Source organism: Streptomyces humidus (genome assembly GCF_014649655.1).
Taxonomy (GTDB): Bacteria; Actinomycetota; Actinomycetes; order Streptomycetales; family Streptomycetaceae; genus Streptomyces; species Streptomyces humidus.
Genome location: NZ_BMTL01000006.1, coordinates 127,605 through 149,252, shown reverse-complemented (window position 1 = coordinate 149,252; position 21,648 = coordinate 127,605). Strand labels below are relative to the sequence as shown.

At 70.9% G+C, this 21,648-nt stretch carries 15 protein-coding genes and 1 pseudogene; 7 read left to right on the top strand and 9 right to left on the bottom strand.

Features of this window, described 5'->3' with window-relative positions:
• Window positions 1-62: 62 nt before the first annotated feature.
• The 3 genes from IE239_RS08635 to metH all read right to left on the bottom strand — a co-directional run bounded on the left by IE239_RS08635 (window position 63) and on the right by metH (window position 6,484).
• Window positions 63-1,670, bottom strand: coding sequence for an ABC transporter substrate-binding protein (locus IE239_RS08635; RefSeq protein ID WP_190148687.1), 1,608 nt, complete (start codon window positions 1,668-1,670; stop codon window positions 63-65).
• A gap of 464 nt (window positions 1,671-2,134) precedes the next feature.
• Window positions 2,135-2,833: an HAD family hydrolase gene (locus IE239_RS08630; protein ID WP_190148686.1), complete on the bottom strand. Its 699-nt coding sequence runs from the start codon at window positions 2,831-2,833 to the stop codon at window positions 2,135-2,137.
• A gap of 132 nt (window positions 2,834-2,965) precedes the next feature.
• Window positions 2,966-6,484, bottom strand: a complete 3,519-nt coding sequence (gene metH / locus IE239_RS08625) for a methionine synthase (RefSeq protein WP_190148685.1) — start codon at window positions 6,482-6,484, stop codon at window positions 2,966-2,968.
• 353 nt (window positions 6,485-6,837) lie between these two features.
• Here metH and IE239_RS08620 point away from each other — a divergent pair, with 353 nt between their 5' ends.
• The 6 genes from IE239_RS08620 to IE239_RS08595 all read left to right on the top strand — a co-directional run bounded on the left by IE239_RS08620 (window position 6,838) and on the right by IE239_RS08595 (window position 14,462).
• Window positions 6,838-7,602, top strand: a complete 765-nt coding sequence (locus tag IE239_RS08620; protein WP_190148684.1) for an IclR family transcriptional regulator — start codon at window positions 6,838-6,840, stop codon at window positions 7,600-7,602.
• A gap of 523 nt (window positions 7,603-8,125) precedes the next feature.
• Window positions 8,126-8,920, top strand: a complete 795-nt coding sequence (locus IE239_RS08615; protein ID WP_190148683.1) for an MIP/aquaporin family protein — start codon at window positions 8,126-8,128, stop codon at window positions 8,918-8,920.
• A 74-nt stretch (window positions 8,921-8,994) separates the two neighbouring features.
• Complete coding sequence (glpK, locus tag IE239_RS08610; protein ID WP_190148682.1) at window positions 8,995-10,533, top strand: glycerol kinase GlpK; 1,539 nt, start codon at window positions 8,995-8,997, stop codon at window positions 10,531-10,533.
• 8 nt (window positions 10,534-10,541) lie between these two features.
• Window positions 10,542-12,158, top strand: coding sequence for a glycerol-3-phosphate dehydrogenase/oxidase (locus IE239_RS08605; RefSeq protein ID WP_190148681.1), 1,617 nt, complete (start codon window positions 10,542-10,544; stop codon window positions 12,156-12,158).
• Window positions 12,159-12,542: 384 nt separating this feature from the next.
• Complete coding sequence (locus IE239_RS08600) at window positions 12,543-13,214, top strand: FadR/GntR family transcriptional regulator (protein WP_190148680.1); 672 nt, start codon at window positions 12,543-12,545, stop codon at window positions 13,212-13,214.
• A 312-nt stretch (window positions 13,215-13,526) separates the two neighbouring features.
• Window positions 13,527-14,462 (top strand): PAC2 family protein, encoded by a 936-nt coding sequence (locus IE239_RS08595; RefSeq protein ID WP_190148679.1) that lies wholly within the window; start codon window positions 13,527-13,529, stop codon window positions 14,460-14,462.
• Window positions 14,463-14,738: 276 nt separating this feature from the next.
• Here IE239_RS08595 and mshC read toward each other — a convergent pair whose 3' ends face one another.
• From mshC to IE239_RS08575, 4 genes are all read right to left on the bottom strand, one after another.
• Window positions 14,739-15,968, bottom strand: a complete 1,230-nt coding sequence (gene mshC / locus IE239_RS08590; RefSeq protein ID WP_190148678.1) for a cysteine--1-D-myo-inosityl 2-amino-2-deoxy-alpha-D-glucopyranoside ligase — start codon at window positions 15,966-15,968, stop codon at window positions 14,739-14,741.
• A gap of 173 nt (window positions 15,969-16,141) precedes the next feature.
• Window positions 16,142-16,975, bottom strand: coding sequence for an SCO1664 family protein (locus IE239_RS08585; RefSeq protein ID WP_190148677.1), 834 nt, complete (start codon window positions 16,973-16,975; stop codon window positions 16,142-16,144).
• A complete protein-coding gene (locus IE239_RS08580) occupies window positions 16,939-17,529 on the bottom strand; it encodes a DUF3090 domain-containing protein (protein WP_190148676.1) in 591 nt (196 codons plus the stop codon). The genes IE239_RS08585 and IE239_RS08580 overlap by 37 nt, the downstream gene beginning before the upstream one ends.
• Before the next feature lie 111 nt (window positions 17,530-17,640).
• Window positions 17,641-18,327, bottom strand: a complete 687-nt coding sequence (locus IE239_RS08575) for a histidine phosphatase family protein (protein WP_190148675.1) — start codon at window positions 18,325-18,327, stop codon at window positions 17,641-17,643.
• A 62-nt stretch (window positions 18,328-18,389) separates the two neighbouring features.
• On the opposite strand from IE239_RS08575, the gene corA reads away from it, so the two are divergent.
• Window positions 18,390-19,385, top strand: coding sequence for a magnesium/cobalt transporter CorA (gene corA, locus IE239_RS08570; protein ID WP_190148674.1), 996 nt, complete (start codon window positions 18,390-18,392; stop codon window positions 19,383-19,385).
• Window positions 19,386-19,489: 104 nt separating this feature from the next.
• Here corA and IE239_RS08565 read toward each other — a convergent pair.
• A pseudogene (locus IE239_RS08565) lies at window positions 19,490-20,285 on the bottom strand (ferritin-like domain-containing protein).
• A gap of 285 nt (window positions 20,286-20,570) precedes the next feature.
• Window positions 20,571-21,626 (bottom strand): LLM class F420-dependent oxidoreductase, encoded by a 1,056-nt coding sequence (locus IE239_RS08560; RefSeq protein WP_190148673.1) that lies wholly within the window; start codon window positions 21,624-21,626, stop codon window positions 20,571-20,573.
• Window positions 21,627-21,648 lie beyond the last annotated feature (22 nt).

Genomic DNA, 21,648 nt, shown 5'->3' with positions numbered 1-21,648 from the left:
AGGGCGCCCCTCGAGTTCTCCTCGAGGGGCGCCCTTCGTGGCCCGTGGTGTTCGGGGGTGGGTCAGTTGCTGGATCCCCGGCCGAGCTCCCACAGCTGCAGGGTCGCGGAGGAGTTCAGCACGTAGGCCGTGCCCGTGACGTCGTTGTTGGCGGCGACGTACTGCTTGCCCTGCCACAGGGGCAGGATCGGGACGTCCTTGGCGACGATGTTCTGGACCTCGGTGAGGGTCTTGGCGGCGGTCATGCGGTCGGCCTCACGGCGGGAGGCCGGGATGAGGTTGGTGATGATGTCGCTGTTGGAGTAGGGCGACTTGAGGAAGTTGTCCTTGTCCAGGAACGGCGCGACGAAGTTGTCGGCGTCCGGGAAGTCGGGGAACCAGCCCATGCCGTAGACGGCGTACTCGCCCTTGCGTTCGGCCGGGACGAACGCGTCCCAGGGTGTGCCCTTGATGCTCACGTCGAACAGGCCGCTGCCGTTGAGCTGCTTCTGCAGCGTCTCGAACTCCTGCTTGGTGGCCGGGCCGTAGTGGTCGGTCGTGTAGTTCAGCGTCAGCTTGACCGGGGTGGCGATGTCGGCTTCGGCCAGGAGGGACTTGGCCTTGCCGACGTCCGGGTCGCCGTAGGTGTTGAAGAACGAGTTGGAGTGGCCGGTGACGGTGGCCGGGACCAGCGAGTAGAGGGGCTCGGCCTGGGAGCCGTACACCTCGGAGACGAGCTGGCCGCGGTTGACGACCTGGGCTATCGCCTGGCGCACGGCCTTCGACTTGACCGTCGAGTCGGTGGTGTCGAAGGCGAGGTAGCGGATCTCGAGGCCGTTGAGCTCGACGAGGTCGATGTCGCCGGAGGTGGAGGACTCCGAGAGCTTGCGGATCTGCTGGGGCGACATGGTGCGGGTCATGAGGTCGATGTCGCCCTTTTGCAGGGCGGTGCCCATGGCGTCGGCGTCCTTGAAGGAGACCATGTCGACCTCGTCGTTGTTCACCGTCAGCGTCCCCTTGTAGTGGGGGTTCTTGGTGAAGACGGCCTTGGTCATCTCGTCGCCGTCGGTCTCGGCCTTGAGTATGTACGGGCCGGATCCGTCGACGTCGAAGCCGTCGCGCAGCTTGTTCTTCTCGTAGTCGTCGGGGTTGACGATGCCGGCGACCGGAGTCGACAGCTTGAAGGGGAACGTGGCGTCTGCGGTCTTGAGATGGAAGATGACTTCGTTGTCGCCCTGCGTTTCGACGGTGTCGATGGTGGACAGCAGGGCGAAGACGCCGGAGTCGGCCTTGATGCTGCGGGCGCGCTCGATGGAGAACTTGACGTCCTTGGCGGTGACGGCGTCACCGTTGGCGAACTTCAGGCCGCTGCGCAGCTTGCAGGAGTAGCGCTCGTTGCCGGTGTCGGTGAAGCCGCAGCTCTCGGCCGCCTCCGGGACCGGCTCGCCCTCGCCCTTGGGCTGGATCATCAGGGTCTGCACCGTCTGGCGCAGGATGTTCCAGGTGCCGACGTCGTAGGAGTACGCCGGGTCGAGCGGGGCCGGGGCGTCCTTCGTGGCCGTGAACCGGTCGGTGGTGCCGACGACGATGGCGTCGCCGCTTCCGCCCCCGCTGTCGGTTCCGCCGCAGGCCGCGAGTGCGGGCGCGAGCAGACCGACCACGGCCGGCAGCACCAAAGTCTTACGGTTCATGCTCGAGTTTCTCCAGAGCTGTCGGTCCGTGTACCCGGCATGCAAGGGTGGCAGCGCGGATCACGGGGTCAGGGCGATGTTCTCGCGACGAGATTAGTCCGGACCGGCAGGACGGTTGGCGGCCACCGGAGTTGAAAGCCCATCACGCAGTGAAACCGGCCGTGGACGCACTGAACAGCCGTCAGCGGAAGGATTCGTACAGCCGACCACCAATCGGGACACAAGGATGCACCCGAGGGTGCCCCGCGAGGCCTTACTGCACACAAAGCGTCATCTGTCGACCCTTAGGGAGGTGGGGAACGTCACATGCATAACGGGTTCAGGCGGAGCGGAATTCGGCTGTCGGGGAGATCCGAATTCGACCGGTCGCACACCCGCGGAATTCCTCGTTATCGGCGGTGCACGCTGGGTGAACGCCTATCGCATTTCCGTCATCGACGACTCTCCGATGATCGCGGTGGCGATCATCGGAGCGGCATCAGGCCGCGCAGAAAAGTCAGGTCGACCTGTTCCAGCGAGGAGACGACGGTGCGGCGCGGGGCGGCCGTGATGGGTGCGACGGAGGGCACGGCGACCACGTGGCACCCGGCCGCCTCCGCCGAGGCGACACCGGTGGCGGTGTCCTCGACGACCGCGCACCGGGCGGGGTCCACTCCGAGCCCCGAGGCCGCGAGCAGGTAGGGATCGGGGTGGGGCTTGGTGCGCGAGACCTCGTCGCCGGCCACGGTGAGCCGGAAGTGCTCCGCGCCGAGCGCGGTGAGGACGCGGTCGATGATGCGCCGGTGGGAGGCGGAGACGAGGGCGGTGGGCACCTCGTGCTCGGCCAGTTCCGCCAGGAGCCGGGCGGCTCCCGGCATCAGGGGCAGGGCGCGGGCGATGCGGTTCTCGAACCCCTCGTTGAGCAGGAGGGTGAGTTCGGCGAGGGTGACGTCGGCCCCGGTCGCCTCGACCAGGAACCCGGCGCTGCGGCTCATGGGGCCGCCGACCACGACATGGCGCCAGGAGTCGTCGAGGGTGTGGCCGAGGCCGGCGAAGACCTCGACCTCGACGTCCCACCAGAAGCCCTCGGTGTCCACCAGGGTGCCGTCCATGTCGAGGAGCACGGCCTGCAGGGCAGAGCCCTGGGCCGTACGGGTCACGGGCGCGGGAACCGTACTGGTCATCCACGTACCTCCTTGAGGGACGAGCAGGCCGGTTCCCGCTGGGGGAACCGGCCTGCAGTGGACCGACCAGTGTACGACTTATCCGATCAGTGTGCCGGGTGGCGCGCTTGTCGGGGGCCGCGCGTCACGGCGTCACCGTGCGTTGAAGTACTTCGCCTCGGGGTGGTGGATCACGATGGCGTCGGTGGACTGCTCGGGGTGGAGCTGGAACTCCTCCGACAGGTGCACGCCGATCCGCTCGGGCTGCAGCAGCTCGGCGATCTTGGCGCGGTCCTCCAGGTCGGGGCAGGCGCCGTAGCCGAGGGAGAAGCGGGCGCCGCGGTACTTCAGGGCGAACATGTCCTCGACGTCCGCCGGGTCCTCGCCCGCGAAACCGAGTTCGGAGCGCACGCGGGCGTGCCAGTATTCGGCAAGGGCCTCGGCCAACTGGACGGACAGGCCGTGCAGTTCGAGGTAGTCGCGGTAGGAGTTCGATTCGAAGAGCCGGGCCGTCTCCTCGCCGATCCGGGAGCCGACGGTGACGACCTGGAAGCCGACGACGTCCGTCTCCCCCGACTCCTCCGGGCGGAAGAAGTCGGCCAGGCACAGGCGACGGCCACGGCGCTGGCGCGGGAAGGTGAAGCGGGTGCGCTCGTTGCCCTGCTCGTCCAGGACGATCAGGTCGTCGTCCTTTGACACGCAGGGGAAGTAGCCGTAGACGACGGCGGCTTCGAGGAGGTTGTCGGTCTGGAGCCTGTCCAGCAGACCGCGCAGCCGGGGGCGGCCCTCGCTCTCGACGAGTTCCTCGTAGCTCGGTCCGTCGCCGGCGCGGGCCTGCTTCAGACCCCACTGGCCCTTGAACAGGGCGCCCTCGTCCAGCCAGGAGGCGTACTCCTTGAGCGGGATGCCCTTGACGACCCGGGTGCCCTCGAACGGCGGCTTCGGGACGGGGTTGTCGGTGGCCACGTCGGAGCGGACGTGGCCCTCCTGCGGGCGTTCCTCGACCTCTGCCGTGGTGGCGCTCGCGCGGACCCGGCGCTGCTTCAGCTCCGGCAGCTTGGCCCCCGGCACGCCCCGCTTGACGCCGATCAGGGCGTCCATCAGGCGCAGGCCCTCGAAGGCGTCGCGGGCGTAGCGCACCTCGCCCTCGTAGATCTCGTGCAGATCCTGCTCGACATAGGCCCGGGTCAGGGCGGCGCCGCCGAGGATGACCGGGTAGTCGGCGGCCATCTTGCGCTGGTTGAGCTCCTCGAGGTTCTCCTTCATGATCACCGTGGACTTCACCAGCAGTCCCGACATGCCGATGACGTCGGCCCGGTGCTCCTGGGCGGCGTCCAGGATCGCCGAGACCGGCTGCTTGATCCCGAGGTTGACGACGTTGTAGCCGTTGTTCGACAGGATGATGTCGACGAGGTTCTTGCCGATGTCGTGGACGTCGCCGCGCACGGTGGCCAGCACGATCGTGCCCTTGCCCTCCGCGTCCGACTTCTCCATGTGCGGTTCCAGGTAGGCCACCGCGGTCTTCATCACCTCGGCGGACTGCAGCACGAACGGCAGCTGCATCTGCCCGGAGCCGAACAGCTCGCCGACCACCTTCATGCCGTCCAGCAGCGTCTCGTTGACGATGTCCAGGGCGGGGCGGGTCTGCAGCGCCTCGGCGAGGTCGGTCTCCAGGCCGTTCTTCTCGCCGTCGATGATGCGGCGCTTGAGGCGTTCGTCCAGCGGCAGGGCGGCCAGTTCCTCGGCCTTGCCCGCCTTGAGGGACTTGGTGGTGGCGCCCTCGAACAACGCCATCAGCTTCTGCAGCGGGTCGTAGCCCTCACGGCGGCGGTCGTGGATCAGGTCGAGGGCGGTGGTCACCTCCTCCTCGCTGAAGCGCGCGATGGGCAGGATCTTCGACGCGTGCACGATCGCCGAGTCCAGCCCCGCCTTCACGCACTCGTCCAGGAAGACCGAGTTGAGCAGGATGCGCGCCGCCGGGTTCAGCCCGAAGGAGATGTTCGACAGGCCCAGCGTGGTCTGCACGTCGGGCCGGCGGCGCTTGAGCTCGCGGATCGCCTCGATGGTGGCGATGCCGTCCTTGCGGGACTCCTCCTGACCGGTGCAGATGGTGAACGTCAGGCAGTCGATGAGGATGTCCGACTCCTGGATGCCCCAGTTGCCGGTGAGGTCCTCGATGAGCCGCTCGGCGATGGCCACCTTCGTCTCGACGGTGCGGGCCTGGCCCTCCTCGTCGATGGTCAGCGCGATCAGCGCCGCCCCGTGCTCCCGCGCCAGGGCCGTCACCTTCGCGAACCGCGAGTCGGGCCCGTCGCCGTCCTCGTAGTTCACCGAGTTGATCACCGCTCGGCCGCCCAGCTTCTCCAGGCCCGCCCGGATGACCTCGACCTCGGTGGAGTCCAGCACGATCGGCAGGGTCGATGCGGTGGCGAAGCGCCCCGCCAGCTCCTCCATGTCGGCGACACCGTCGCGGCCCACGTAGTCGACGCACAGGTCGAGCATGTGCGCGCCCTCACGGATCTGGTCCCGCGCCATCTCCACGCAGTCGTCCCAGCGGCCCTCCAGCATCGCCTCGCGGAACTTCTTCGAACCGTTGGCGTTGGTGCGCTCACCGATCGCCATGTAGGCGGTGTCCTGGCGGAACGGCACGGTCTGGTACAGCGAGGCGGCGCCCGGCTCGGGGCGCGGGCTGCGCTCGGCCGGCGAGGCCTCCCGCACCCGCTCCACGAGCCGGCGCAGGTGCTCGGGCGTCGTTCCGCAGCAGCCGCCGACCAGGTTCAGCCCGTAGTCGCGGACGAAGTTCTCCTGGGCGTCGGCCAGGCCTTCGGCGTCGAGCGGGAAGTGGGCGCCGTCCTTGGTGAGGATCGGCAGCCCGGCGTTCGGCATGCACAGCAGCGGGGTGCGGGAGTGCCGGGCGAGATAACGCAGGTGCTCGCTCATCTCGGCGGGGCCGGTGGAGCAGTTCAGACCGATCATGTCGATGCCGAGGGGCTCCAGCGCGGTGAGCGCGGCGCCGATCTCGGAGCCGAGCAGCATGGTGCCGGTGGTCTCGAACGCCATCGAGACCAGCAGGGGCACCTCGGCGCCGGTCGCCTCCATCGCCCGCCTGGCGCCCAGGACCGACGACTTCGTCTGCAGGAGGTCCTGTGTGGTCTCGACGATCAGCGCGTCGGCGCCGCCGGCGAGCAGGCCCTCGGCGTTGGCCTGGAAGCCGTCGCGCAGCGTGCCGTAGCCGATGTGGCCGAGGGTGGGCAGCTTGGTGCCGGGGCCGATGGAGCCCAGGACCCAGCGGGTGCGTCCGTCGCGGGCGGCGAAGGCGTCCGCGGTCTCCCGGGCGATGCGGGCGCCCGCCTCGGACAGCTCGTACACGCGGTCGGCGATGTCGTACTCGGCCATGGCGGAGTGGTTTGCGCCGAACGTGTTGGTCTCGACGCAGTCGACGCCCGCGCCGAAGTACTCCTCGTGCACCGAGCGGACGATGTCGGGCCGGGTGATGTTGAGGATCTCGTTGCAGCCCTCGAGGTTCTCGAAGTCCTCCAGGGTGGGCTCCTGGGCCTGGAGCATGGTGCCCATCGCTCCGTCGGCCACCACCACACGGGTGGCCAGGGCCTCTCGGAGCGCGGACACACGGGTCCGGCTGTCGGCGGAAGGGGTCGGCGGCACAGAGGCCATGAAAGGGCTCCCTCAGATGCGACGGCTGTCGGCTTTGCGTCTTCTCAGGATGCCGGTGGTGAGGCTTCCCGAGGAGCGCGCACGCCGTCAGGGTAGCCGGGACGGAGGCCTTATGGTCAGGGGCGTCCACGGGGCGGACGAGTCGCGAGGCGGCGAGCACGGCTCCGGCGGGGGCGGCGGACGACCGGGCACGGCCGTGCGACGGGCGCGTCACCCCCGGGAGACGACTCGTGTAACACAGATCGACCGACCATTAGCGGGAGGTCGGCATGGACCGGTAGTGTTCGACATTGCCGAACGACGGCAGCGGATGCCGCGCGTTGACGGTCGAAGGGGACGGAGGCAGGACGGCGATGGCACGGAACATCCAGTCGGTCGAACGTGCGGCCGCGATGCTGCGACTGCTGGCGGGCGGCGAGCGGCGACTGGGCCTGTCGGACATCGCCTCGTCCACGGGCCTGGCCAAGGGCACCGCGCACGGGATCCTGCGCACCCTCCAGCAAGAGGGCTTCGTCGAGCAGGACGACGCCTCCGGGCGCTACCAGCTGGGCGCGGAGCTGCTCCGCCTGGGGACGACCTACCTGGACGTGCACGAGCTGCGCGCGCGTGCCCTGGTGTGGACGGACGACCTGGCCCGCTCCAGCGGCGAGAGCGTCCATCTGGGAGTGCTGCACCAGCAGGGCGTGCTGATCGTGCACCACGTCTTCCGGCCGGACGACAGCCGGCAGGTGCTGGAGATCGGGGCGATGCAGCCGCTGCACTCCACAGCCCTGGGCAAGGTCCTGTCGGCCTACGACCCGGTGGCCCACAGCGAAGCCCTGGAAGCCGACCGCAAGCCGTTCACGGACCGCACCGTGTGCGAGCTGGACGCCTTCGAGCACATCCTCGACCTCACCCGTGCGCGGGGATACGCGGCCGACGTGGAGGAGACCTGGGAGGGCGTGGCGTCCATCGCCGCGCCCATCCACGACCGGCGGCGCATGCCCGTGGGCGCGGTGGGGATCACCGGCGCCGTGGAGCGGCTGCAGCGGGACGGCGAACTGCGTCCCGAGCTGATCGCGGCGGTGCGGGACTGCGCCCGCGCGGTCTCGCGGGACCTGGGCGCCGGGCGCTTCTGAGCCGCCCGCCGGCCGACTCTCCCGAGGGGTGCGCCCTGCGCCCCTGATGCGGCGTCCGAGCGGTGCGCCAGATACCCGGTGCGACCAGAGCGACGATGCGACCGGTGCCGGTGCGCCGGCGACGGGTGCCCGCGCAGCCCGTCCGGGAAGCGTCTGCCGAGCAGCGCCTCCCCACAAACACGTGAGACCTGGCCGGGACGTCGGACGACGTCCCGGCCGCCGCCGTGCCTGACATGAAGCCATCCGAAGTGGACATCAGGGGCGAGTGCGTGCGCACCCACGCGAAGATCGACGCCCTGCCGCGATCAATAACGATCGCGTTTTCGATAACAGCACTCTTGACGCACGCGTAACGCCCGAGCAAGACTCCCGTCCATCGGTCGGCATTGTCGAACACCTAACGGCAATACGCGCTAGAGTGTGACAACGCCAAAGGCCGGCATCGCTCTCACCCCGAGGGCGCTCGAACCCCCGGTGGGACCCGGGGTTCGGCTTCCCTGGACGAAGGACAAAGGAGTCGCGGGTGTCCAGCTCCGACATCTTCATCGGCGAGACCATCGGTACCGCCATACTCATCCTGCTGGGCGGTGGCGTCTGCGCCGCCGTCACGCTGAAGGCCTCCAAGGCCCGCAATGCCGGCTGGCTCGCCATCACCTTCGGGTGGGGTTTCGCCGTTCTGACGGCCGTCTACACCTCGGCGCCTCTCTCCGGGGCCCACCTCAACCCCGCGGTCACCCTCGCACTCGCGATCAAGGACGACGACTGGAGCAACGTTCCGGTCTACTGGGCCGGGCAGCTGCTCGGCGCCGCCATCGGCGCCGCCCTGGTCTGGGTCGCCTACTACGGCCAGTTCCACGCGCACCTGACCGACAAGGAGATCGTCGGCGGTCCGGGCGCCCAGTCGACCGAGGCCAAGGCCGTCGAGGCGCAGGAAGCGGGCGCCGGCCCGGTCCTGGGCGTCTTCTCCACCGGTCCGGAGGTCCGGGTCGTCTGGCAGAACCTGGCCACGGAGATCATCGGCACCGTCGTGCTGGTGCTCGCCGTCCTCACGCAGGGCCTGAACGACAAGGGCAACGGCCTGGGCATTCTGGGCGCCCTGGTCACCGCGCTCGTCGTCGTCTCGATCGGTCTCTCGCTCGGCGGCCCGACGGGTTACGCCATCAACCCGGCCCGCGACCTCGGTCCGCGCATCGTGCACGCCCTCCTGCCCCTGCCCAACAAGGGCGGCTCCGACTGGAGCTACGCCTGGATACCGGTGGTCGGCCCGCTGATCGGCGGCGCGATCGCGGCAGGCATCTACAACGTCGCTTTTGCTTGACAGCACCAGCTGCACCGCGTAGTGAGCAGCGCCGTACAGACGACCACCCATCCTTGGAACCCCAGGAGCACACCGTGACCGACGCGCACACCGCCGGCCCCTTCATCGCCGCCATCGACCAGGGCACCACCTCCTCGCGCTGCATCGTCTTCGACCGGGACGGCCGCATCGTCTCCGTCGACCAGAAGGAGCACGAGCAGATCTTCCCCAAGCCGGGCTGGGTCGAGCACGACGCCACCGAGATCTGGACCAACGTCCAGGAGGTCGTCGCCGGAGCCATCGAGAAGGCCGGCATCACCCGCGACGACATCAAGGCCATCGGCATCACCAACCAGCGTGAGACCACGCTGCTGTGGGACAAGAACACCGGTGAGCCCGTCCACAACGCCATCGTCTGGCAGGACACCCGCACCGACGCGCTCTGCCGCGAGCTCGGCCGCAACGTCGGCCAGGACCGCTTCCGCCGCGAGACGGGCCTGCCCCTCGCGTCCTACTTCGCCGGCCCCAAGGCGCGCTGGCTGCTCGACAACGTCGAGGGCCTGCGCGAGCGCGCCGAGGCGGGCGACATCCTCTTCGGCACCATGGACACCTGGGTCATCTGGAACCTGACCGGCGGCGTCGACGGCGGCAAGCACTACACCGACGTCACCAACGCCTCGCGCACCATGCTGATGAACCTCCACACCCTGGAGTGGGACGAGAAGATCGCCGAGTCCATCGGCGTGCCGCTGTCGATGCTCCCCGAGATCCGCTCCTCCGCCGAGGTCTACGGCGAGGTCTACGGCGGCCGCCTGGGCGACCTGCTCGGCGGGATCCCGGTCGCCTCCGCGCTCGGCGACCAGCAGGCCGCCCTGTTCGGCCAGACCTGCTTCGCCGAGGGCGAGGCCAAGTCGACGTACGGCACCGGCACGTTCATGCTGATGAACACCGGCGAGAAGATCATCAACTCCTACTCGGGCCTGCTGACCACGGTCGGCTACCGCATCGGCGACGACAAGCCGGTGTACGCCCTGGAGGGCTCGATCGCGGTCACCGGTTCGCTGGTGCAGTGGATGCGCGACCAGATGGGCCTGATCTCCACCGCCGCCGAGATCGAGACGCTCGCGCTCTCCGTCGAGGACAACGGCGGCGCCTACTTCGTGCCGGCCTTCTCCGGTCTGTTCGCCCCGTACTGGCGCTCCGACGCCCGCGGTGTGATCGCCGGCCTCACCCGGTACGTCACCAAGGCGCACCTCGCGCGCGCCGTCCTGGAGGCCACGGCCTGGCAGACCCGTGAGATCACCGACGCCATGACGAAGGACTCCGGCGTCGAGCTCGCGGCCCTCAAGGTCGACGGCGGCATGACCTCCAACAACCTGCTGATGCAGACCCTCTCGGACTTCCTGGACGCCCCCGTGGTGCGCCCGATGGTCGCCGAGACCACCTGCCTCGGCGCCGCCTACGCCGCCGGCCTCGCCGTCGGCTTCTGGACCAGCACCGACGACCTGCGCGCCAACTGGCGGCGGGCCGCCGAGTGGACCCCCCGCATGGACGCGGACACCCGCGACCGTGAGTACAAGAGCTGGCTCAAGGCCGTCGAGCGGACCATGAGCTGGCTCGAGGACGAGGAGTAAGACCCGACATGACCAGTCAGCCCACCCTGCAGTCCGTGCCTGCCCTGGGGACGCGCCGGGCGTCCGGCTCCAACCCGAGCCGCGCCGAGACCCGGGAGCAGCTCTCCAAGGCGTCGTACGACCTTCTCGTGATCGGCGGCGGCATCCTGGGCATCTCCACCGCCTGGCACGCCGCGCAGTCCGGCCTCAGGGTGGCTCTGGTCGACGCCGGCGACTTCGCCGGCGCCACCTCCTCCGCCTCCTCCAAGCTGCTCCACGGCGGTCTGCGCTACCTGCAGACCGGCGCGGTGAAGCTGGTGGCGGAGAATCACTTCGAGCGCCGTGCGGTCTCCCGCCAGGTGGCCCCCCACCTGGCGAACCCGCTCACGTTCTACCTCCCCGTGTACAAGGGCGGGCCGCACGGCGCGGCGAAGCTCGGGGCGGGCGTCTTCGCCTACTCCGCGCTGTCGGCGTTCGGCGACGGCGTCGGACACCTCCTGTCCCCGGCCAAGGCCGCGCAGGACGTGCCCGAGCTGCGCACCGACAACCTCAAGGCCGTGGCCGTCTACGGCGACGACCAGATGAACGACGCGCGCATGGCGCTGATGACGGTCCGCGCGGCCGTCGAGGCGGGCGCGGTCGTCCTCAACCACGCCGAGGTGTCCGGCCTGCGCTTCACCAGGGGCCGGGTGACCGGCGCCGAGCTGCGCGACCGGCTCTCCGGCGACGAGTTCGGCGTCGACGCCCGACTGGTGCTGAACGCGACCGGCCCCTGGGTGGACCACCTGCGCAGGATGGAGGACCCGAACGCGGCGCCGTCCATCCGCCTGTCCAAGGGCGCGCACCTGGTGCTGAAGCGGACCGCGCCCTGGCGGGCCGCGCTCGCCACGCCCATCGACAAGTACCGCATCACCTTCGCCCTCCCCTGGGAGGACATGCTGCTGCTCGGCACCACCGACGAGGAGTTCGAGGGCGACCCGGCGGACGTCTCGGTCACCGAGAAGGACACCGCGCAGATACTCGACGAGGCCGCGTTCTCCATCCGCGACCAGCAGCTCGACCGCGACCTGATCACCTACGCCTTCGCCGGTCTGCGGGTGCTGCCGGGCGGCCCCGGCGACACCGCGAAGGCCAAGCGCGAGACCGTGGTCACGGAGGGCCGTGGCGGCATGCTGTCGGTCGCGGGCGGCAAGTGGACGACGTTCCGGCACATCGGCCGCACCGTCATGCAGAAGCTGGAGGCGCTCCCGGGCCGCCCGCTGGGCGACGATTTCGAGCCGGTCTCCTCGCTGCCGAGGAAGCTGCCGCTGCCCGGCGTCGCCAACCCGCGCGCGATCGCCCACCGGCTGCTGGTCGACCACCCGGCCCCCGGCCCGCGTATGGCGGCCGACACCGCCAAGCACCTGGCCACCCACTACGGCTCGCTCGCCTTCGACATCGCCCGGCTGGCCAACGACGCCCCGGAGCTGCGCGAGCGCGTCCACCCGGAGGCTCCCGAGATCTGGGCGCAGGTCGTCTACGCCCGCGACAACGAGTGGGCCGAGACGGCGGACGACGTGCTGCGCCGCCGTACGACGCTGACGATCCGCGGCCTGGCCACGGACGACGTCCGCGCCAAGGTGCAGGACCTGCTCGACAAGAAGTAGATCCGCCGCTGGACGTTTCCTCTGCACCAGACCTCCGCCGGCCCTCACTCCCCTGACCGGGCCGGCGGGGACGGCCCCTCCGTACCGGGCCGGAACCGGGAAAGGGGCGGCTCCCTGTGGAGCCGCCCCTTTCGCATGCCCGTCCCCGTCCGGGTGGATCCCGCGGACCCGGCGGCGTGCTGCGCCGGGCGTTTCACCGTGGGCCACAGCGGCGCCCGGCCCCACCGGGAGGCGCACAGGACCGCTGGGGACGCCCGGCGAGGGAGCGCTGAGGAGGACCCGGCGAGGGGCGGTGCTCGCGGTTCTGGAGGCAGTCCGCCGATCTGGCCTCATAATGGCGCTGAGACATCGGATGTCTCGGCAGAGAGCGACAGGAGGACGGACATGGCAGTCACCGACGAGGCGATCGAGCGGATCAAGGGCATGATCGTCTCGGGTGCGCTGCGCCCCGGGGACCGGCTGCCCAAGGAGAGCGAGCTGGCCGCCGAGCTGGGCCTGTCCCGCAACTCGCTGCGCGAGGCGGTGCGCGCCCTGTCGCTGATCCGCATCCTGGACGTTCGGCAGGGCGACGGCACGTACGTGACCAGCCTCGACCCCCAACTGCTCCTGGAGGCGCTGAGTTTCGTCGTCGACTTCCACCGCGACGACACCGTCCTGGAGTTCCTGGCGGTGCGCCGCATCCTGGAGCCGGCCGCGACGGCGATGGCCGCGCTGCGGGTCAGCGAACAGCAACTGGACGCGCTGGAGGCCCAGTTGGATCGGCTCGGGGGCGCTCCGTCGGTGGAGGAACTGGTCGCAGGCGACCTGGAGTTCCACCGGGGGATCGTGCAGAGCACAGGCAACTCGGTCCTGTGCTCGCTGCTCGACGGGCTGTCCGGTCCCACCACCCGGGCCCGGATCTGGCGCGGGCTGACCCAGGAGGACGCCGTCTCGGGAACCCTGCGCGAGCACCGGGCGATCCTCGCGGCGCTGCGCGACCGCGACGCGGAGGCGGCGCGTTCGTGGGCGACGGTGCACATCGCGAGCGTCGAGCAGTGGCTGCGGTCCTCGCTGTAGACCGGACGGACCGGGTAGACCGGGTAGACCGGTCACGGTGAACTCGGGGCGTCGGTGCGGGCGGTGACCGGGCATGGCGCGGCCCGCTGGCGGGCATGGCGCGGCCCGCGCGGGCAGGTGACGGGCGGCTCGCGCGGGCGGTGCCGCGGAGGCTCCGGGAGTCGGCCACAGATCCGATCACCGTGGGGTGTTCCGGGGTGATGATCGGGGCATTGATCCGGTCACTCCCCCGTGCAAGGGGGCTGCGAGCGCCCCCGCAGAACGCCGTAAGGTTGGGTGGTCAAGCGAGGGCACGTCGGAAGGAGGCGCTGGGTGATCGAGCTCGAGGGGGTTCCCGAGCTGATCGACCCGGTCATGGTGGCCGCGTTCGAGGGCTGGAACGATGCCGGCGACGCCGCCTCCACCGCGGTCGCGCATCTGGAGCGGGAGTGGAAGGGCGAGGTGTTCGCGGCGCTGGACGCCGAGGACTACTACGACTTCCAGGTGAACCGCCCCACGGTGTGGATGGACGCCGGCGTGCGCAAGATCACATGGCCGACGACAAGGTTGTCGGTCGTCCGGGTCGGCGGTGACAAGCCGCGCGACCTGGTGCTCGTACGCGGCATCGAACCGTCCATGCGCTGGCGCTCGTTCTGCAACGAGCTGCTGGGCTTCGCCCACGAACTGGGTGTGGAACTGGTGGTCATCCTGGGCGCGCTGCTGGGCGACACCCCGCACACGCGTCCGGTTCCGATCAGCGGCACCACGTCGGACGCCGATCTGGCGCAGCGGATGGACCTGGAGGAGACCAAGTACGAGGGCCCCACCGGCATCGTGGGCGTCCTGCAGGAGGCGTGCACGCACGCGGGCGTGCCCGCGGTGAGCCTGTGGGCGGCGGTGCCGCACTACGTCTCTCAGCCGCCGAACCCCAAGGCGACGCTGGCCCTCCTCAACCGCCTGGAGGACCTGATCGACGTGCGGATCCCGCTGGGCGAGCTGCCCGAGGACGCGCGGGCCTGGCAGGTGGGCGTGGACCAGCTGGCCGCCGAGGACACCGAGGTCGCCGAGTACGTGCAGACGCTGGAGGAGGCACGGGACACCGCGGAGTTGCCGGAGGCGTCGGGCGAGGCGATCGCCCGCGAGTTCGAGCGCTACCTGCGCCGGCGGGACGGCGGTGGCCCGCCCGACCCCGGAGAGCGCACCCGGCCCCCCAAGCCGCCGAAGGCGAGCGGGGAGACCCCGGACGACAGCGATTCGTCGGACGACTGAGCGGAACCGGTCGGCCCGGCCGGGCCGACGATCGTACGGACATGACGGTCGCGCGGGGGTGACGCTCACGCGGGACGGCTGACGCCGCGCCGCGAGCGGCGAAGGCCGCGTCGACCGCGCCGACGCGATCGCACGCCGACGGACGCACCGTGGAGCGGACCCGGATACCGAGTGGGGCGCCTCCCGGGATCGGACGCCGTTGGTGACCAACAGCGTCCGGGATCGGGGGGCGCCCTGTCGTGACGGTGCCGAGGTGCCGGACCGCCGGGGCCGCCGCTAGAGCGCGACGCCGAGCAGTGCGTCCACCGCTCGCGAGACGACGCCGGGGGCGCCGGCGTCGGTGCCGCCCGTCTCCTGCTGGAGCGCGGCCCAGCGGTCGACGGCGACGAGCGCGGCGGGGGCGTCGAGGTCGGAGGAGAGGGCTTCGCGGATCTCGTCGACGAGCGCCTCGGCGGGCGGTCCGTCGGGCCGGGAGACGGCGGCGCGCCAGCGGCCGAGCCGGGCCTCGGCGTCCGCCAGCACCTGGTCGGTCCACTCCCAGTCGGCGCGGTAGTGGTGGGCGAGGAGGGCGAGCCGGATGGCGGCGGGGTCGACGCCGTCCTGGCGGAGCCGGGAGACGAAGACCAGGTTGCCCTTGGACTTGGACATCTTCTCGCCGTCGAGGGCCACCATGCCCGCGTGCACGTACGCCTTGGCCATGGGGAACTCGCCGGTGAGGGCCTGGGCGTGGGAGGCGCCCATCTCGTGGTGGGGGAAGGCGAGGTCGGAGCCGCCGCCCTGTACGTCGAAGCCCATCCCCAGGTGGTCCAGGGCGATGGCCACGCACTCGATGTGCCAGCCGGGCCGGCCGCGGCCGAGCGAGCCGCCGTCCCAGCTGGGCTCGCCCTCCCGGGCGGCCATCCAGAGCATGGGGTCGAGGGGGTTCTTCTTCCCCGGGCGGTCCGGGTCGCCCCCGCGCTCGGCGGACAGCGTCCGCATGGTGGCGGCGTCCAGGTTGGCGACCTTGCCGAAGTTCGGATCCGCCTCGACGGAGAAGTAGACGTCGCCGTCGAGTTCGTAAGCGGCGCCCGCGTCCCGCAGCCGCTCGACGAGCGGGACGATGCCGGGTATGGCCTCCACCGCGCCTATGTAGTGCTGCGGTGGAAGCATCCGCAGGGCCGTCATGTCCTCGCGGAAGAGGGCCGTCTCCTTCTCGGCGAGGGCGACCCAGTCGACGCCGTCGCGTTCGGCCCGCTCCAGGAGCGGGTCGTCGACGTCGGTCACGTTCTGGACGTACTGAACCTGCCGCTTGGTGTCGAGCCACACGCGCTGAACGAGGTCGAACGCGTTGTAGGTCGCCGCGTGACCTATGTGGGTCGCGTCGTACGGCGTGATGCCGCAGACGTAGATACGGGCGACGGGACCGGGGTCGAGGGAGACCGTACCGCCGGTCGCGGTGTCGTGGATCCTCAGGTCGCGGCCCTGACCAGGCAGGGCGGGGACCTCGGAAGCGGGCCAGGCATGCATGTCATGAGCCTAACCGGACGGAAGTTGCGGGTACGAACCGGAGCGGACCAGATGGCCGGGAAGGCGCTCTTGCGGGTTTCCGCCCGATGTGCCCCTGGGACTCAGAAGCCCGCGGAACGGGCCCGGGGGCCCGGCCCGCAGAGCCGGACCGCGGACCCGGCCCGCGCCCGGTCTCAGACCGGCGGCCAGGGGATCGCCGGCCACTCGCCGCTCGGCTCCGGGTGGGTCCCCGAGACGAGCAGGGCGCCGGTCCGCGCGCGGGTGGCGTCGAGCTCGGCCGGGGTGATGAGCCCGCTGAGCACGGCGGCCAGCCGTCCGCCGGGTTCCAGGGCGCTCTTGAGGACCTGGAGGACCTCGACGGCCTCCGGGGTCAAGGGCTCCCCCGCCCAGCCCCACAGGAGCGTGCGCAGCTTGTTCTCGGCGTTGAAGGTGACGCCGTGGTCGATGCCGTACAGGCGGCCGTCGGCGGTGGGGAGCAGATGGCCGCCCTTGCGGTCGGCGTTGTTGATCACCGCGTCGAGCACGGCGAGCCGGCGCAGCCGTTCGTCGTCGGCGTGCACCAGCAGCGCGGTACGGCCCTCGCCGACCTCGGCGAACCCGATCGCCTTCCAGCCCGGCTCCGGCTCCTCGCCGTCCACCAGGGCCAGCAGCTCGGACTCGGGGGCCGTCTCGACCCACAGCTGGCACATGCCCTCGCCGTACGGTCCCTCGCGCAGCACGGTGGGCGGGACGAGACCCCAGCCGGTCGCCTCCGAGACCTCGTAGGCGGCGACCTCACGCTGGGCGAGGGTCCCGTCGGGGAAGTCCCACAGGGGCTGCTCCCCGGCCACGGGCTTGTAGACGCAGACGGCCTCGCGGCCTTCGTGCGCGACGGTGCAGTACAGGGCCGCGTTCGAGGCGTCGCGGATCCGTCCGCGGACCGTGAGCCCGCCGCGGGCGAGGAGGTCGGCGAGGGCCGGGTCGGTGGCCTTCACGCTCCCCGGCGGTATCCGTTCTGGCGCGGACATACGTGTCCTTCCGGGTCGAGCGGCAGGCTGCACAGCGGGCACGGCGGCCGGCCGGCGTTGACGACGTCGAGGGCGCGCTTGGCGAAGGCTCTCGCCTGTGCGCCGGTGAGCCGGACGCGCAGCATCGGGGGCCCGTTCTCCTCGTCCTGGAGGAGCCTCTCCTCGGCTTCGGCGAGGTCCTCCTCGGAGTCGGCCTCGAGCTCCACCAGGGCCTGCGCCTCGACGATCATGCGCTGTTCCTCGCCGTCCCAGGCGAGGGCCATGGTGCCGACCCGGAACTCCTCCTCGATCGGGGTGTCGAGGGGAGCCGTGTCGCTGTTCTCGGCGGGTGGCACGGCGGGTACCAGGGCGCTGCCGCCGCTACGGCGTACGACTTCGTCCAGCAGTTCGTCCATGCGCTCGGCGAGCGCGGCGACCTGGGTCTTCTCCAGGGCCACGCTGGTCACCCGACCGCCGGCGGTGGCCTGGAGGAAGAAGGTGCGGCGCCCGGGCAGCCCGACCGTACCGGCCACGAAACGGTCCGGGGGGTCGTAGAGGAACACCTGACGGGACACGTCCTGTCTCCATGGGAATCGTGGGTCATCGTGGTTCGGGGAACGAGTGGGGGAACGTCCCTGCGGGTACGCGCGCGTCTGCGGACCGCTTCACCCTACTGCGGCCGACGATCACGGTGCGCCCGCACCGCCTCCGACCGGGGCGTGCCCCGTGGGCGGCTCCTCGCGCGGCGCCAGGGAGGCGAGGTCGCCGGTGTCGCCGAGACGCACGAGAAAGGGACGCAGCCTGGTGTAACGGATCGCGGTGACGGAACAAGGCTCCACAGAGATTCGCTGGAAGAGGTCGAGATGAAGTCCGAGTGCGTCCGCGACGAGCGACTTGATGATGTCGCCGTGCGAGCACATCAGATAGACGGCGTCGGCGCCGTGGTCGCGCTCCACGCGCGCGTTCCACTCGCGCACCGCCTCGGCGGCGCGGGTCTGCATGGCCCGCAGGGACTCGCCGCCCGGGAAGGCGGCCGCGGAGGGGTGCGTCTGCACCACCTCCATCAGCGGTTCGTCCATCAGCTCGGCGAGTTTGCGCCCGGACCAGTCGCCGTAGTCGCACTCCCCGATGCGTTCGTCGGTGTGCGCGCGCAGTCCGGGGCGGGCGTCGAGGAGGGGGCGGAGGGTCTCCTGGCAGCGCTGCAGTGGGCTGGTGACGACCTCCGCGATCGGCAGCGACGCGAGCCGCCCGGGCAGCGCGGCGGCCTGGGCGGCTCCGCGCTCGTCGAGGGCGACGCCGGGCGTCCGGCCGGCGAGCACTGCGGAGGTGTTGGCGGTGGACCGGCCGTGCCGGACGAGGATCAGCGTGGGCATGCGGCCCAGGGTAGGCGCACGCGCGTGTGCGCCGGTGAGCGCTCGAGGGGAGGACGCGCCCGGTGATCGTGGACTGCGCCATCTACCGCGAAGGACGTCGCAGGGAGGGGCCGGAGGACTTCTCCGACGCCGTGGACGAGGCACGTGCCGGGGGCGGCTTCGTGTGGATCGGGCTGCACGAGCCCACCGAGGAGGAGTTCGACCTCGTCACGCGGGAGTTCGGGCTGCACCCGCTCGCCGTCGAGGACGCGCTCAAGGCCCACCAGCGGCCCAAGCTGGAGGTGTACGACGACTCGCTGTTCCTGGTGTTCAAGCCGGCCGTCTACGAGCAGGAGAGCGACACCGTCTCCTCCGGCGAGGTGATGGTCTTCCTCGGCGACTCGTTCGTGGTGACCGTCCGGCACGGTGAGGGCGCGCCGCTGGCGGCCGTGCGCCAGCGGCTCGAGCACGAGCCTCAACTGCTCGCCGAGGGGCCCACGGCGGTGGTGTACGCGATCGCCGACGCCACCGTGGACCACTACCTGGACGTGGCGACGGAGTTGCAGACCGACCTGGAGGAGCTGGAGGCGGAGGTGTTCTCGCCGGACGGCGGCGGTTCGCGCCACACCGCTTCGCGGATCTACACCTTCAAGCGGCAGATCCTGGAGTTCCGCCGGGCCACCGGCCCGCTGGGGCCGCCGCTGGCCCGGCTGGCGGGCGTCGGGGCGTCCGGCCCCGGCGTGCCGTTCGTGAACGACAAGGCGCGGCCCTTCTTCCGGGACGTGAGCGACCACCTCACGCGGGTGAACGATTCCGTGGAGGGCTTGGACCGGCTGGTGACGGACATCCTCTCGGCGCATCTCGCGCAGATGAGCGTCCGGCAGAACGACGACATGCGGAAGATCTCGGCGTGGGCGGCGATGGCCGCGGTGCCCACGATGATCGCGGGGATCTACGGCATGAACTTCGAGCACATGCCGGAGCTGCACTGGGTGTGGTCGTATCCCGCGGTGATCGTGGTGATGGGCGTGCTGGAACTGCTGCTGTTCCGGCTGTTCAAGCGGCGCGGCTGGCTCTAGAGGGGCGCTCGTGGGGCAGTGGGGCGGTCCTGGGGGGCCTGCGGGTCTGGGGGGCCTGCGGGTCTGGGGGGCCTGCGGGTCTGGGGGTCCTGGCCGGCGTGGGATCAGGCGTACTCGGGGGCCGCGGTCGCGGGGCCGCCGAGCGCGTCGCGGCGTTCGGGGGTCTCCAGGGAGACCATCCGCCGCCAGCCGGCGAACCGCTCCCACGCGTACATGGCGTGGATGCCCGCCGCCAGGACCGCCGAGCGCGTCCTGGGCCAGCCGAGGATGCGGCCCATGCGGGCCATGACGGCCAGGCTGACGTCGCGGTGGACGCGGATCTCGGCGAGTGCGCACGCGCGGAGCGTCCGCTGGATGACCGGCCCGTGCCCCGTGCCCCGCGCGCGCGAGGCGCAGCAGTTCCTCGTGGCAGTAGGCGAGGTGGTTGTCCTCGTCGTCGGCGATCATCCTGACCGCGCGGCCGATGTCGGGGTGGTCGCCGAAGTGCCTGCGCAGCAGGGCCATCTGCTCGGCGGCCCGCTGTTCGGTGACCCGGCTGTGGGAGAGGTAGGTGACGACGTCCCGCACGGTGAGGGGCCGCTCGGTCCTGAGGCGGTCGTGGGAGAGGCCGATGCCGGCCCGCTCCAGGAGCATCGTGTAGTCGGTGTCGGGCGGGACGGGCACCGGCTCGAGGCCGCGTCTGCGCATCAGCGCGACGAAGATCCGTCCGTGCTTGTCCTCGTCGGCCCCGTGCCGGGCGATCCTGGGAGCGAGGCGGCGCTCGGCCGGTGGGACGAGCGCGGCGATCCGGGCGTTCTCCCAGCCCCCCTGCGATTCGCCGCCGGCGGCGATGGAGCAGAAGAGGGCGAAGGACTCGTCGTCGTCGACGATCTCCTGGAACAGGCTCTTGGCCGAAAGCATCCTGGGCCCCTCTCCGTGCTGTGCAGGGTTTCCGCTACATCTCGCAACATTCCGCAAGGAACGAGTCAAATACGGTCCGTCGGACGCTGCAACAGCAGCGGTCGGGAGACTCCGCCGAAAGAGGGACGCCGTCCGTCGGCCGGAGGGCGTAACCGCGCGCCGCGCGGCGCGTTGTTCCCCGTGACGGCCGTGGCGGGGAAGACCCCCGAGCCCCCACCACGGCCGCTGAAATCCCTCTCCGCGATTCGCTCTCCGTGCCCCTTTCCGCGATCCCCTTCCGCCCGGCTACGCCAGGCCGGCCAGCTCCGCGGCCTGCACACCCGCCCGCAGCGAGGCGAGGCGCTCCTCCAGGGCGAAGCCCGCGGGGGCCAGGGTGAGGGTGGTGACGCCAGCGGCCGCGTAGGCCTTCATCCGGTCGGCGATCCGCTCCACCGAGCCCAGCAGCGTGGTGCGGTCGATCAGCTCGTGGGGAATCGCGGCCGCCGCGCCCTGCTTGTCACCGGACAGGTACTTGTCCTGGATGTCGGCGGCCGCGGCCTCGTAGCCCATCCGCTGCGCGAGCTGGTTGTAGAAGTTCTGCTTGCGGCTGCCCATGCCGCCGACGTAGAGCGCGGTGTAGGGGCGGAAGGTGTCGGCGAGCCGCTCGACGTCCTTGTCCTCGCCGAGTGCCAGCGGCAGCGTCGGGCAGACGTCGAAGCCGTCCAGGGTCATGCCGGCCTTCTCGCGTCCGGCCCGCAGGTGCCTGATCGCGGTGTCCTCGAGGTGGTCGGCGGAGGGGAAGATGAGCAGGGCGCCGTCGGCGATCTCGCCGGTCTGCTCCAGGTTCTTCGGCCCGATCGCCGCGATGTACAGCGGGATGTGCTCGCGCTCGGGGTGCACGGTCAGCTTGATCGGCTTGCCGGGGCCGTCCGGCAGCGGCAGCGTCCAGTGCTCGCCCTCGTAGGACAGCCTCTCGCGCGTCATCGCCTTGCGGACGATCTCGACGTACTCGCGGGTGCGGGAGAGCGGCTTGTCGAACTTGACGCCGTACCAGCCCTCGGAGACCTGCGGCCCCGAGACGCCGAGGCCGAGACGGAAGCGGCCGCCGGAGAGCGAGTCGAGCGTGGCGGCGGTCATCGCGGTCATGGCGGGCTGACGCGCGGGGATCTGGAAGATGGCCGAGCCGACGTCGATCCGCTCGGTCTGCGCGGCGACCCAGGTGAGCACGGTGGCCGCGTCCGACCCGTAGGCCTCGGCGGCCCAGCAGACGGCGTACCCTAGGCGGTCGGCCTCCTGGGCGACGGCGAGGTTGTCCCCGTCCATTCCGGCACCCCAGTAGCCGAGGTTGATCCCGAGCTGCATGGCCGATCCCCTTACTGATCAG